This is a genomic window from Nocardia yunnanensis (assembly GCF_003626895.1).
Classification (GTDB): domain Bacteria; phylum Actinomycetota; class Actinomycetes; order Mycobacteriales; family Mycobacteriaceae; genus Nocardia; species Nocardia yunnanensis.
This window is the reverse complement of sequence record NZ_CP032568.1, coordinates 5525354-5538920: the sequence shown is the minus strand read 5'-3', so window position 1 is coordinate 5538920 and position 13567 is coordinate 5525354. Positions and strand designations below refer to the sequence as shown.

Genomic DNA, 13567 nt, shown 5'->3' with positions numbered 1-13567 from the left:
GGCGGCTCACCGAGGTTCGTAGGCGGCCATGGCGGCGCGCACGGCGGGGGAGAACAGGCGCGGGCCGATGGCATCCGACCAGGCCAGGCCCTCGGGGGTGAGGCGCAGCAGATTCGGGCCGGTGTTCGGGTCCAGCCAGCCCCGGTCGGCGAACTCCGCCAGCTCCGCCGGATAGTGCTCGGCCGGATCGCCGCCGAACCGGTCCCGGTACGCGGCCACGTCCATGCCCTGCGCCTGTAGCAGCGATTGCAGCAGGTGACGGCGGCGGGCCTCGTCGGCGTCGATCCGGCGACCGACCGCGGCGCGGGTGAAATCCGTTGTCCGCGTGTACGTGTCGATGATGCCGCGCACCTCCCGCGTCTCGACCGCGTAGTCGAAGGAATAGTGCAGCCCTGAGGTGTAGGAGCGGGCGCCGCAACCCAGCCCGATCATGCCGTCGGTCTGGCAGGCGTAGTCGTCGGGTCCGATCGCGGGCGCGTCGAGGCGCCGGAACATGCGCATCGACTGTTGCTCGTAACCGTTGGCGAGCAGCTGATCGCGTCCGGCCGCGTACAACCGCAGCCGCTGCCGGTCCCAGTCGGCGTCGCTGCCGGTTCCCGTGCGCCCCAGCCCGGTCAGCGGCCGCACATAGAGTGGATACAGGTACAGCTCCTCCGGCCGCCAGGCCAGCGCGGCCTCCAGCGAGGTGCGCCAGCTGGTCTCGGTCTGCCCGTCGATGCCGTAGATCAGATCGATGTTGAGCACCGGAATGCCCGCTGCCCGAATCGCTTCCAGCGCAGTCTCGACCTTCGCGCGCCGCTGCGGCCGCACCGCCGCTCGCGCTTCCGCGTCCACGAAACTCTGCACCCCGATGCTGATCCGCGTCGCACCACGCGCGGCCAGCACCGCCAGCCGGTCGGATGTGGCGGTGCCCGGCGAGGTCTCCACCGACAGCGGGATCGTCCGCAGGTCCGCGCCCATGCCCGTTTCCATGATGTCGCACAGCCGTTCCAGCTCGGCCGCGGTCAGAAACGTCGGGGTGCCGCCGCCGAATGCCGCGGCCGCGAAACGCCTCGGGCCGTCGCCGAGCGCCGCGCGCACCGCCTCGGCCTGCCGCGCCATGGCGTCGAGATAGCGGGTGGTCAGCTCCTCGGGCGCACCGACCCGGGTGAACAGATTGCAGAAGCCGCAACGGTATTCGCAGAACGGAATGTGCGCGTACAGCGACAGCGCGTCCGTCGCCTCACCCGCCCACAACTCACGCAACAGCGGCCGGTCGGCTCCCAGCGGCCGGTAGGCCGTCTTGTGCGGATATCCGTAGACGTACTGCTGATACGGCCGCGGCGAAGGCTCCCGATCCGAGTGCCGCGGGCCCCGATTCGGCTGTGGCCGGGTGGCGAAGGAGGTCATCGAGCCTCCAGGAAGAAATGGGCGTACGGCACGGTCCACACCGCTTCGTGGCCGAGCCGGTGCCCGGTGAATCCGCCGTCTCCGTACGCGGTGCCATGATCGGAGCACACGATGGCGAAGCAGCGGCGGCGACTGCTCGCGGCCGTGAACAGCCGGCCGATGTGCCGGTCGACGTATTCCAAAGCGGCGGCGTGGGTCTCGCGCGTATCGCCCGCCTCCCGGGTCGCGCCGGGCAGGTGGAACCAGTTGGGCTGATGCAGGGCCGAGACGTTCACGAACAGGAACAGCTTGCGCTCGCGCGGCAGGTTCGCGATCACCTTCTCCGCGCATGCGATCTGCGCCTCGAAGGAGGTGGGGGAGGCGACGGAGAACTCACTGCCCCAATGGCTTTCGGCGAACAGGCCCGGCAACACCGAACCCATCGGCCCGCGTTTGTTGAAGAACCCGACTCCGCCGAGGCAGACCGTGTGATATCCGATCCCCGCCAGCGCGGACACGAAATCCGGTGTGTCGTAGACGAAGGTGCGGCCCGCGGTCGTCTCACTGCCTTCGAACCTGGCCGCGAACAAGCGGGGATGCGGGCCCGGCGTCGCGGGGGTGGGCAGGAATCCGGCGAAGATCGCCTGATGCGAGGCGTAAGTGAAATTGCCCGGCGCGTGGCGTTTCTCCCAGCGGCCGCCGGGCAGATACCGGACCAGATTCGGCAGCCGTCCCGCCGCGGCCAACTCCTCGGCCACGTCGAACCGCAGGGTATCGAGGGTCACCAGCAGCAGATCGTCGCGGCCGATCACCTCGTTCATATCCGGTTCGGGCGCAACGGTTCCCGTGTGCTCAGGCGTAGACATGCCGCTCGCTTCCGATCCGGCGCAGCAGCGCGGCGACCTGTGCGTCATAGGTGTCCCCGTGCTCGGCGCCACTGCCGGGCAACCCGGTCAGCCGCGGCAGCAGATCACCGAAGGCGTTGACCTCACCGACCGCGAACCGCCGCCAGCCGGTGCCCGGCAGCAGATCCACGCCGACCCGCGAGAAACCGGGAAAGCAGGCCGCGGCCCGCTCACAGACGGCGAGCGCGTGCTCCCAGCTGCCGCCCGCCGCGGCGATGGCCGCGCGGGCCGCGTCGAGATCGCCTCGTGCACCGCCCAAATGGAGATTGGTCATCGGCGAGCGGCTCGTGCGCACGACCGCGTGGGTCGCCCGACCGCCGATCACGACCACCCGCAGGTCAGCGCTGCGGCCGTCCAGCGACGCCTTGGGCAGCCAGCGTTCCACGTGCAGTCCGTCGGGTGCGAGGGCGTCGACGAGCGCCGCGACCTCGGCCTCGCCGGTGTACTTGCGCACCCGCAGCGAATTGAACAGCCGCCCATCGGGTTCCCGGTGCACCGAGGTGGTGGCCTGGACGCGGCCCCCGGCGGCCGTGTCGACGGCCAGCACGCCCGAGGCGGACGAACCATGCGCGAGCTTGACGAACACCCGCGGCAGCCGATGTTCGGCCATCACGGCCCGGACATCATCCCAGCCGCGCACCACCGCGCCCACACCGGAGGTGGGCGAAAACGGCACGGGCACACCGGCTTCGCGCAACACGCCGTGACAGCGCCGCTTGTCGAACAGCACCGCCAGTTCGTCCGCATCGTCCAGGAGCGCCGCACCGGCGGCCCGCACCCGCTCCCGCACCTCCCGCGCCGCCGCGACGAACCGCTCGTACCAGCGTGCGCTGCCCTCCACCCGGGTGGCATCCTCGACACCCCGCAGCATCCGCTCCACCGCGCAATCCTCGCCCGGCGATTCGAGGCGCACCAGCTCCCCGGCCGCGAATTCCGCACGCCCGCACAGCACCTCCCGCCACGGCACCACCCGTGCCGCGCCGGCCCCCGCTCGCGTCAGCGCCTCCTGAAACAGCGTCACCCGCCGATTGTCAGGATTGCCGACCACCGCCAGCCGCACCCCCGCACCGCTCATTCGGCCACGGCGGTGTAGCGGCGATCGCCCGGATCAGCCGATGCCTCCTCGGTTTCCGCCTCCGACAGATCCACCGTGACTCCCTCGGGTTCCAGGGATTTGCGCAGCCGCTCCTGCACGGACTCGCTGATGAAGTGATGGTGCAGATCCAGCCGGCGCAGATGGGTGAGCGGTTGCCCCTGCAGCAGCGCCGTCGCGCCCGCGTCGCCGAGGGTGCCCATCGACAGATCCAGGACCGACAGCCGCGCCACCACCGGCGCGGTCGCCACCGCGGCGGCGACCTCGTCCTGAATCTCGCTGTTGCGCAAGCCCAGATACACCAGTTTCGGCAGCCGCTCACCCGACAGCAGCGGCGCCAGATCGGCGACGGTGGTGCTGCCGCCGTACTCGGACACGCCCAGCCACAGCTCGAGATGCTCGAGCACGGGCAGGGTGCTGGCCGCGATACCGCGCACCACCTCGCCGCCGAGACCGCCCGTCTCCACGACCAGGGTGCGGAGGTTGGCGTGCTCGATCGCCGGGAACTGCAGGTGCGCGCCGCCGCGCACCCGAAACTCCTCGAGCGCGGGGAAATTCGTCAGCAGCGGCGTGACATCGGACTGCTGGATCCAGGAGATCTCCGCCTCCTCGTAGGTGATCTCGCCCAGGAACACCGCACGCAAGGCCGGGAACCGGTCCTTGGCGGCGACCAGCGCACCGATCACCTCATCGGACGGGTGGTCGTAGGCCTCACCCCACAGGCCGATCAGCAGCGCCCGCACCTTCGTGGTGTCGACCTCGGCGAGGAACCGCGCGAACGCCTGCGCCCAGGTTTCGTCCGAATCCCCGTACGGCTCTACGGAGATCCGCCAGGCCGCCGCATCGGCCGCGGGCAGGGTGAGACCCGACTCGGCATGGGGAAAGTCGAAGATGGGCAGGCCGTGGAATCGCAGCAGGTGATCCGAAATGGTCATGGGCGGGCTCCCTTGGCGAGGGCGGTCGATGATCCGGCTATGCCAGCCAGTTCTACCAAGCCTGCCCGACAACCTCCACCGTGTTCGCCGAACCTATTCCGCCGCGGGTTCGGCCGGACGCAGGAACGAGCAGGCCAGGCATAACGCGCCGAAGAACAAATACCCGAGCGCGACTTTCGGGGCGGCGGCCCAGGCGACCTCCGAGGCGTGAACGAGACCGACGAAGGCCAGCGCCGCGCCGGCGACCGACGCGACAGCGGCGGCGCGGAAACGCTTTTCGAGCACGAAGGTGACCATGGTGCCCAGAACCAGCCCGGCCAGCACCGCGCCCTGGCCGAGGGTGCGCAGACCGTCGTAGACGACACCCGCCTGGCCGAGCGCGCCCATGCCCACCTTGTCGGCGGTGGTACCGGCGGCGCTGAGCGCGTTGTCGATCTGCCCGGTGCACCACTGCGCCAGATTCGGGATCAGCGCCGCGACCACCGCGACGGCGTGCAGGCGCGGAACCGCTTGGAAGGCTTGGGCTCCGATCAGCAGACCGATGTACAGCAGGATGGGCACGATCGCCGGGATCGGCAGCAGTGTGGCGAGCAGCCCGAAAAGGCCCAGCAGGCACATGAGTCCGATGACCACGCCGCCGGCCAGCGAATACCCGGTGCGCCCGCCCGCGTCCTTCCAGCCGGGGTGGCCGATGTAGACCGCGGGCGGGAACGGGGAGCCGAACCCGGAGCCGATGATCGCGCCGAACCCGTCGGCCAGCAGCACACTGCGCAGGTTGTAGTTGTCGCCCGCCGCGGCGGCGCTCTCCACATTGCTCATCGCCTCGGTGAAGTTGTAGACGCCCAGCGGAATCGCGGTGGCCAGCAACGGACTCAGATGCGCGAGCCCGTCGAAGAGCAGCCGCAGCCGCAGATGCGGCAGCCCGAGCGCGACGTCGTCTGCGGCCTTGGACACGTCCGGCACCGACATGTAGCCGCCGATCCAGCCGATCGCGGTGCCCGCCAGCAGCGCGACCAGTCCGATCGGAACATTGCCCGGCAACCGCACATCGGTGAAGAACCCGATGAGGATGATGGCCAGCACCGGCAGCGCGATCCAGGCCGCCTGCCACATCTGCGCGGCGGGCCGCATGGCGATGAAGGTGATGGAAATGCCCGCCAGCGTGCCCAGCATGGCCGCACGCGGCGTGATCCGGCGCACGAACGGCCCGACGAACGCGCCGATCATGACGATCACACCGATCATGAACGCCCACGCCAGGCCCGCCGACCACGCCCGCATCGGGTCGCTGGTCTTCAGATAGATCGGCAGCGGCCCGCAGTGCGGCGCGGACGGCGGCCGAATCGGCGACCCAGCCGAAGATGCCGCCCTGGGCGGCGATCATGGCCAGGCCGACGCGCTGGAACTCCGGGAAGTACGAACCGACGCAGTCCGCGACCACCAGGCATTCGAAACCGCGATCGTTGGCCTCGCGCACCGTGGGTGTGCACGCAGACCTCGGTGGTGACGCCGGTGACCAGCAGCGAGCGAATTCCCGCGCGTGCCAGCACATCCGAGAGTTCGGTGGCGTAGAACGCGCCCTTGCCCGGCTTGTCGATCACCACCTCGTCCGCGATCGGCGCGAGTTCGTCGACGATGTCGTGGCCGTATTCGCCGCGGATCAGGATTCGGCCGAAGCGACCGGGGTCGCCGATGCGCTGGGAGGGGTTGCCGCGCGACAGCTTCGCGGGCGGGCAGTCCGATAGATCGGGCAAATGGCCCTCGCGAGTGTGGATCACGGTGATCCCGGCCGCGCGGGCGGCGGCCAGCAAGCCGGCGAGCGGTTCGATCACGGTGCGCAGCAGTGCCACGTCGTTGCCGAGGCTCTCACCGAATCCGCCGGGCAGCAGGAAATCGCGCTGCATGTCGATGATCAGCAGGGCGACGGTGCTCGGATCGAAGCCGAAAGGGCCCGGATCGGCCGGAAGGTGCTGCGTGGCCGTCATTGTCGTTCCTTCTGTACGAGCCGGAATGCGGTCTGCGCCGCCGACGGGCGCGGCTCGTCGAGCAGGCGGGCGGCCGCGGCGAGCACCATGTCGTCGGCGAGCGCCGGGCCGAACACCATCACCGCCAGCGGGCGGCCGTTCGCGGCGGTGCCCATCGGCACCGAAACAGCCGTCAGGTCAAGGAGATTGCCGAAATGCGTGTAGTGGCCCAGTGCGGTGTTGGTGGCGATCGGATCGGCCTGGACCTCGGCGACGGTGAAGGTGGTGCCGAGGGTGGGCACCACGACCACATCGACCTGCGACCACACTCGCGCCACCGTCGCCCGCAGCTCCTGGAGACGCTGCTGTGCGCGGAACACGTCCACGGCGGTGAAATGGAAACCGCCGGTGAGGATTTCGCGAATCACCGGCAGGATGGAATCCGGGTGCGCGGCCAGGAAGGTCTCGAACTCCACCAACCGCTCGGCCACCCACGGGCCCTGATAGAGCAGCTCACCGGCCGCCAGGAACGGCTCCAGCACGACCGGCGCGCAGTCGAATCCGCGGCGCAGCCGATCGCGCACGGCCAGATGACCGTCACGAAACGCGGTGTCGCCGAAGAATTCCAGCTCCGCCACCTCGGGCAGCCCGACCCGCAGCCGGGCACCGTCGAAGCGCGGCCCGCGCGGCCGGCTCCACGGATCGTCCGGGTCCACCTCCGCGACGACCTCGAACACGCGGTCCAGATCCTCGACGGTGGCGGCCATCAGCGTCAGGCAGTCCAGCGATTTGCACGCCGGAACCAGCCCCACCGTACTGATCAGCCCGCGCGAGGGTTTCCAGCCGAGAATCCCGTTGAGCGCCGCCGGCACGCGGCCCGAGCCGGCGGTGTCGGTGGCCACGCAGAACGGCACCTGGCTCAGCGCCACCGCCCGCGCCGATCCGGAACTCGAACCGCCGCAGATCAATTCGCCGCCGAACACACTGCGCGGAATCGGATACGGCGTGCGCGTCCCGTTCAATCCGGTCGCGAACTGATCCAGATTCGTCTTGCCGACGAACAACGCGCCCGCGTCCAGCAGTCGCTGCACGGCGGGCGCGGTCTCGGTCGCGGTGTAGGCGAAATCGGGACAGGCCAGCGTCGTCGGCCAGCCGGCCACATCGATGGAATCCTTGACCCCGAACGGCACCCCGTACAGCGGCAGCGTGCGCGCCCCGGGGCGTCGCTCGATCGCGGCGGCGGCGTGCAGCAATCGCTCCCGGGGCACCGGGGTGATCCAGGTGCCGTCCGCGCCGCGCGCCGCGACGGCATCGGCGACCCGGGCCGCGGTCTGGGTCGGCGAGCCGCTGCCGCTCTCGTGCGAGGCGAGAATCTCCGCGACGGTCGGGCCGGTCTGATACATCCGTCGATTGTCGGCACGACGTGTGAAATCGACGGTCTCGCACTGTATCCGCTGTGTTAGCGGCCGGTGTCCCCGGAACCGGGCGGGTCCAGGGCGGCGATGAGGTCGAGGGCCCGCGCGAGGTTGGTCAGTTTGGCGTCGAGGGAGTCTCCGGCCGGGTAGAGGCGCACGGTATCGACACCGACGTCACGCCAGGCCCGCAGGCGGCGTCCGACCATGGCGGGAGTGCCGATCAGCGTGGTGGCCAGGACCATGTCGTCGGTGACGAGGCCGGTGGCGCCCTCGCGGTCCCCGGATTGCCAGCGCGCCTGGATTTCCCGGGTGACCTCGGACCAGCCCTGACGCGCGTAGGCGGCGTTGTAGAAGTTGGTCTTCGCACTGCCCATACCGCCGATACTGAAGGCCAGCTCCAGTTTTCGGCCGGCGACATGCCGGGACACCGCCTCCTCGTCGTCGAACAGGGCGATCTCCGCGCCCTGGCAGACGTCGATGTCGGCGCGGGTGCGGCCGGCGGATTCCAGGCCCGCGTCGAGGTGGTCGAAGTAGGCGGCGGAGCCCTCGGGGACGAAACTGGTGCCCAGCCAGCCGTCGGCGAGCTGCCCGGTCAACTCCAGCATCTTGGGCGACATGCTGGCGATGTAGAGGGGGATGTCGGTGTTGGCGGGCATCGACAGGCGCATCGGTTTGCTGTTGTCGTCCAACGGGATTCGCAGCGTCTCGCCTTGAAAGGAGATCTTCTCGCCCGCCCAAGCCTGACGGATGACGGTGATCGTCTCCCGCATGCGGGTCAGCGCGCGGGCGAACGCCACCCCGTGCAGACCCTCCATCACCTGGGGACCGGAAGCGCCCAGCCCCAACAGGAACCGGCCCTGCGACAGCTCCGCGAGCGTCAGGGCCGCCTGGGCGATGGCGACCGGGGTGCGGGTGCCGATCTGAATGATGCCGGAGCCCAACAGGATTCGTTCGGTGTGGGCGGCGAGATAACCCAGCACCGAGGGCGCGTCGGAGCCCCAGGCTTCCGCGACCCAGCAGATGTCCAGGCCCAGCGCCTCGGCCTCGCGGACGAAGGTGAGGACCTGCTGGGAATCGCGGGACAGTTCGATGGTGGTGGCGGTACGCATCAGCGGGCACCCGCCTCGGCCCGGCGCTTGATCTCGGCGACCACGCCCCGCATGGCGTTCTCGAATTCCCGCATGCGGACGAACACGATCTTCTGCTCCTTGTCGGGCATGGCCTCGATGGCGATGCTCAGGCCGGAACGGCCGGGTCCCATCCGCACCCACTGGCGCAACAGCGTTCCGCCCTCGCTGTCCTCCAGGGTGAAACGCCAGGTGGCGCTGGGGGTTTCGGGATCGGAGACCGCCCAGGCGAAGACCCGCGGCGGATCCCACTCGACCACGTGCGAGGTCGTGGACCACTCTCCGAGTGCGTCGTGCTTGCTGGTGCCGACGAACGTGCTGCCGAGACCGGGTGAATCGTCCGGCGAAACCCAGTGCGCCGCTTGCAATTCCGTGCTCAACTCCGGCATCAGCGTGATGTCGGAGACGAGCGCCCACACCGCCTCGGGAGTCGCGTCGATCCAGATCTCGGCCTGTGCCGTCGGTCCGTCGGCATATCTGGCGCCGGTCCACTCCATACGTCACCTCACTGTGCGTCCTGCGGGATACGCAAATAGTTGCATAATAAGACGATGCAGGTCAACGCATGATCCACGGCGACGTCGGGTAGACCGGCTCGCCGGCTACTTGGCGGCTTGGCGGGCGAACCGCTCCTGGATGTCGGGTCGCTCGCGCAAGCGATCCGGGTAGCCGGGGCCCATGCGCAGGCGCGACTCCTCGATCGGCACCGGCTGCTCGCAGTGCTCGCACACCACTTTCGGCTGGGTCTCGTGCCCGCACACGGTGTGCTCGAGCACGATCGGCGGGCCGTCGTCGTCGGCCAGCCAGCGATCGCCCCAGCGCGACATCACCAGCAGCACATCCCAGAAGTCGCGGCCCTTCTCGGTGAGCACGTACTCGTACCAGACGGGGTCGCTGTGATACGGCCGCTTCTCGAGCAGGCCCTCCTCGACCAGCCGGCGCAACCGGTCGCTGAGCGTATTGCGCGCGATTCCCAACTGGCCCTGGAACTCGTCGAATCGGCGCACGCCGTAGAAGGCCTCGCGCAGCACCAGCGGCGTCCACCAGTCGCCGAGCAGATCCATGGTCCGGGCCACCGAACAGGGCCATCGCGCGAACGACGTACGCTTCATTCCCCGAGCGTACTGGGCGCGGACCGGTGGGTGAGCCCGATGGGGATCACCGCGCGGCGACCGGAGATCACAGCGAGCAGGCGAGTGCGGAAGTGCCGGTGCCGTGCACGAATTCGCGCGCTCCGTACACCACCGAGGCGGGATCCCACGCCGCGCCCAGCGAGGTCACGAAGTCGCGCACCAGGTTCAAGTCCGCGCGGTCGGCCACCAGGATCAGCGCACCGTCCTGCGTGACCGAACCGCCGCCGAGCCGGTCGCGCACCACGGGATCGGCGACCAGGGCGTCGTGGAAGCGGGTGCGGTCCACGCCCGGGACCGTCACGGTGAAGCCGTTGGCGCGAGTGTCGTCACCCGGCAGGTACTCGAAGGTCAGCACCGATTCCTGATTGTGGCGCACCCGCAGATCGTCGGCGACCCAGCACAGGTTCTTGTAATCGGTGCAGGCCAGCTGGAATTGGCGGGAGCGCTCATAGGTGGTGGTGCCCGAATCCGACGACCAGAACACCCCGTCGACCAATTGCGAGCCGACCGGCAGGGCCAGTTCGGTGGCCGCGGTCGCGTCCACCTCGAGTTCGAACAGCGACAGCGGATCCGACAGCCGCGGATCGTTGGGGTCGGTGATGGTGTCGGTATTGGTGGTCGCGAACAACTCGCCCGTGGGCTGGGTGGGGTTGCCCGGAACGCAGGACGCCGGGCCGTACGCACGTGCGGGCGTGGCGGCCGGACCGATGGCCACGGCCCCGGAAATCACGAGGGCGGCGGCCAGAGCAGCGGTGATGCGGGCGGTGGTCATACCCTCCAAGTCTGACGGGTGCGCGGGCGCGGCGGGAGCAAGATCGGAGAAAACGATCGAACCGGAACATGGTGAATCCGGGTTGCGCGTGGCTCGGCCCCGGTCAGATCCAGATCGGCGCGGGCGGGACCGCCTCGGCGCGTTCGGCGGTCAACCCCGACTCCTCGGCGGGTACCCGGCCGCTCAGCCAGCCCAGCAGGTTCGCCTGCGTGCCGACGATTTCCACGCTCGCGCGGCCGCCGCCGGTGAGATCGCGCAGGAAATCGCTGTCCGTCGCCAGCAGCAGCAGCGCGGGACGGCCGGATTCGCGGCGGGCCAGGGCGTCGGCGATATCGTCGAGAATCCAGCGCGCGGCCGGTTCCGGGATGTCGGCGAAGGTGTATCCGGCGTTGAGATCCACGTGATGGATCTCGAGCTCCCGCAATCGCATCGGCACCAGCTTCTCCGGGGTCCGCAACTCCCCGGTCCGCGGCCGCACCTGCCGCGTCCACGCCTCGGCGTCCAGCGCCCGCACCGCCGCAGCGAACCGCTCGGCCCCGGCCACCACATCGGCCAGCTGCTCGGCCACCGGCCGCCCCGCCCCCGCCTCGATCTCCGCCGCCCGCGCCGCCATGCTCGAATACTGCGGCGTCTCGATCCCCGTCCGCGCCCACTCCAGCAGCCGCACCAGGCTGTCTCCCGCCCGGCACACATGTGCGATCACCTGCCCGCGCGTCCACGGCGGAATCAAGGACGCGCCCCCGATCTCGGCCCCGGCCAGTGCCTCGACGGTCGCCGCGAACCGCCGCGTAGACGCCTCGATAGGTTCCAGCCACCCCACACCCGTGTCGGACACGCACCCCACCCTTCCTTCTGACGATCTTGACCAACCCCACCCTATTCCGAAACGGCTCGTGAAAACCGCTGGCGCGCAAAGATATACAGCTCGCGATAGGTGGCCACGCCGACGTGACCCGGCTCTCGCCATTTGACTGAAAATTCAGTCAGGATTACCGTGGCGATCGCACCGGCCGAGACGAGAGGGAATCGAGATGCGACGACGCGGGTTCATGCGTTCCGGAATGCTGGCCGCGGGCGTACTGCTGCTCGCCGGCTGCCACGGGTCGCGGTCGGAGGGCGGCCCCGGCTCGCCCGCACCCGACGACGGCCGCACCTGGGTGATGCCCGACGAGGGCGGTCCGCACCGGCGCACCTGGATGGCCTTCGGGGCGAGCGAGGCCATCTGGGGACGGCAACTGCTACCGCAGGTCCGTGCGGATCTGGCTACCATCGCCACCGCCATCGCCCGGTTCGAACCGGTGTCGATGCTGGTACGCGCGGAAGACCTCGACACCGCGCGGGGTCTGCTCAGCGGCGCGAACGTCGAACTCGTCACCGCCGAACTCGACGATCTATGGGTTCGTGACACCGGGCCGGTGTTCGTGAAAGGCACCGGCGCCAAGGCCGGTGTGGACTTCCACTTCAACGGCTGGGGTGGCAAACAGCAGCATCGCCGTGACGGCGAGGTCGCCGCCTTCGTGGCCGGGCGTGCGGGCGTCGAGACGGTGCGTACCGATCTGGTGCTCGAGGGTGGGGCGCTGGAAGTGGATGGGGGCGGGACCGCGATCATCACCGAATCGTGTGTGCTGAACGACAATCGGAACAAAGGGTGGACGAAGGCCGAGGTCGAGGACGAATTGCGGCGGGTGCTGGGCATCGAGAAGGTGATCTGGCTGCCGGGGATCGCCGGGCACGACATCACCGACGGGCATACCGATTTCTATGCCCGCTTCGCCCGGCCGGGAGTGGTGGTCGCGGGGCTCGACAACGACGAGGAGTCCTTCGATTACGACGTGACGCGTCGCCACCTCGAAATCCTGCACCACGCCACCGACGCGAAGGGGCGCCCGCTCGAGATCGAAACCCTCGAAGCGCCAAGCGATCTGCGCTATCGGGGCGCCGGTGACGATTTCGCCGCCGGATACATCAACTTCTATGTCTGCAACGGCGGCGTGATCGCGCCGCAGTTCGGCGATGCGCGCACCGACGCGGCGGCGAAAGACACACTGCGGCGGCTGTTTCCGGACCGCGAGGTGGTGCAGATCGCCATCGACGGGATCGCCGCGGGCGGCGGCGGCATCCACTGCGCCACCCAGCAGGAACCCGTCGACTGACCCCGCGCCGACATCTCTCTAGAGTGAGGAATCGTGTCAGATCGTCAGACCCAGATCCTGGAAGCCGCCGTTCGAGTCATCGCCCAGGACGGCGTCCGCGGACTGCGCGTCGAGAAACTGGCCGCGGCCGCCGGGGTTTCCACCGCGCTGATCTACTACCACTTCAAGGATCGGGCCGGCATTCTGCGCGCCGCCCTCGCGCACATCGATCACCGCGCCGAGTCCTACACCGAGCAGGCGTTCGCCGATCTGACCGACCCGCGCGCTCAGGTCGAGCGCATGCTGCTGCTGGAACTGCAGGACGCCGACGACGTCCGCGAGAACAGCGTCGCCTGGGGTGAACTGCGCGCCAGTGCGGTCTTCGATCCCGGCCTGCGCGAATCATTGCGCGCCAGTACGCGATCCTGGAACTCCGATGTCGAGACGCTCGTGCTGCACGGCCAGGAAATCGGTTCCGTCCCACTGGATCTCGACGCCGCCGCCGTCGCCGAACGGCTGACCGCGCTCGTCGAGGGACTCAGCGAACGCTGGCACAGTGGCTCGCTCACCCTGGAGCGCGCTCGCGTCCTGCTCACGGGCGCCATTGCCGCGGAACTCGGTGCGGCCCAGGCCGAGTAGGAACTCCCGGCACTCGGCGGTTTGCGACCAGCCGTGAGCTGTGTCACAGTTTGGTAGCGGTTCGCCTCAATTGCCGCAAACGCT

Annotated in this window: 12 protein-coding genes and 2 pseudogenes; 2 read left to right on the top strand and 12 right to left on the bottom strand. The window is 69.4% G+C overall.

The annotated features are described in order from the left end of the window. Window positions 1-6: 6 nt before the first annotated feature. The 12 genes and pseudogenes from D7D52_RS26035 to D7D52_RS25980 all read right to left on the bottom strand — a co-directional run bounded on the left by D7D52_RS26035 (window position 7) and on the right by D7D52_RS25980 (window position 11547). The gene (locus D7D52_RS26035) at window positions 7-1389 is read right to left on the bottom strand and encodes an STM4012 family radical SAM protein (RefSeq protein WP_120740462.1); all 1383 of its coding nucleotides are present in this window, start codon (window positions 1387-1389) and stop codon (window positions 7-9) included. Next, the gene (locus D7D52_RS26030) at window positions 1386-2234 is read right to left on the bottom strand and encodes an STM4013/SEN3800 family hydrolase (protein WP_120740460.1); all 849 of its coding nucleotides are present in this window, start codon (window positions 2232-2234) and stop codon (window positions 1386-1388) included. Before D7D52_RS26030 ends, D7D52_RS26035 begins: the two co-directional genes overlap by 4 nt. After that, window positions 2221-3348: an STM4014 family protein gene (locus D7D52_RS26025; RefSeq protein WP_120740458.1), complete on the bottom strand. Its 1128-nt coding sequence runs from the start codon at window positions 3346-3348 to the stop codon at window positions 2221-2223. The genes D7D52_RS26030 and D7D52_RS26025 overlap by 14 nt, the downstream gene beginning before the upstream one ends. After that, the gene (locus tag D7D52_RS26020; RefSeq protein WP_120740456.1) at window positions 3345-4301 is read right to left on the bottom strand and encodes an STM4015 family protein; all 957 of its coding nucleotides are present in this window, start codon (window positions 4299-4301) and stop codon (window positions 3345-3347) included. Before D7D52_RS26020 ends, D7D52_RS26025 begins: the two co-directional genes overlap by 4 nt. 93 nt (window positions 4302-4394) lie before the next feature. Continuing rightward, window positions 4395-5636: pseudogene (locus tag D7D52_RS26015) on the bottom strand (SulP family inorganic anion transporter); the annotation flags it as partial. Next, window positions 5611-6286: pseudogene (locus tag D7D52_RS26010) on the bottom strand (cysteine hydrolase family protein); the annotation flags it as partial. The pseudogenes D7D52_RS26010 and D7D52_RS26015, both read right to left, overlap by 26 nt. Continuing rightward, a complete protein-coding gene (locus D7D52_RS26005; protein WP_120740454.1) occupies window positions 6283-7668 on the bottom strand; it encodes an allophanate hydrolase in 1386 nt (461 codons plus the stop codon). The pseudogene D7D52_RS26010 and the gene D7D52_RS26005, both read right to left, overlap by 4 nt. 56 nt (window positions 7669-7724) lie before the next feature. Then, the gene (locus tag D7D52_RS26000; protein WP_120740452.1) at window positions 7725-8789 is read right to left on the bottom strand and encodes an LLM class flavin-dependent oxidoreductase; all 1065 of its coding nucleotides are present in this window, start codon (window positions 8787-8789) and stop codon (window positions 7725-7727) included. Beyond that, entirely contained in the window at window positions 8789-9304 is a 516-nt protein-coding gene (locus D7D52_RS25995) for an SRPBCC family protein (RefSeq protein WP_120740450.1), read from the bottom strand. The genes D7D52_RS26000 and D7D52_RS25995 overlap by 1 nt, the downstream gene beginning before the upstream one ends. A 105-nt stretch (window positions 9305-9409) precedes the next feature. Then, window positions 9410-9919 carry a winged helix-turn-helix transcriptional regulator gene (locus D7D52_RS25990; RefSeq protein WP_120740448.1) on the bottom strand — a complete coding sequence of 170 codons (510 nt, stop codon included), beginning with the start codon at window positions 9917-9919 and terminating at the stop codon, window positions 9410-9412. A 67-nt stretch (window positions 9920-9986) separates the two neighbouring features. After that, window positions 9987-10712, bottom strand: a complete 726-nt coding sequence (locus tag D7D52_RS25985; protein ID WP_120744469.1) for a hypothetical protein — start codon at window positions 10710-10712, stop codon at window positions 9987-9989. Window positions 10713-10815: 103 nt separating this feature from the next. After that, window positions 10816-11547 (bottom strand): maleylpyruvate isomerase family mycothiol-dependent enzyme, encoded by a 732-nt coding sequence (locus D7D52_RS25980; protein ID WP_162958539.1) that lies wholly within the window; start codon window positions 11545-11547, stop codon window positions 10816-10818. Window positions 11548-11743: 196 nt separating this feature from the next. Between D7D52_RS25980 and D7D52_RS25975 the strand changes: the two genes are divergently transcribed. Both D7D52_RS25975 and D7D52_RS25970 read left to right on the top strand, forming a co-directional pair. Next, complete coding sequence (locus D7D52_RS25975; protein ID WP_120740444.1) at window positions 11744-12865, top strand: agmatine deiminase family protein; 1122 nt, start codon at window positions 11744-11746, stop codon at window positions 12863-12865. Window positions 12866-12898: 33 nt separating this feature from the next. After that, on the top strand, window positions 12899-13483 hold the full coding sequence (locus D7D52_RS25970; RefSeq protein ID WP_120740442.1) for a TetR/AcrR family transcriptional regulator: 585 nt from the start codon (window positions 12899-12901) through the stop codon (window positions 13481-13483). The last annotated feature ends 84 nt before the right edge of the window (window positions 13484-13567 follow it).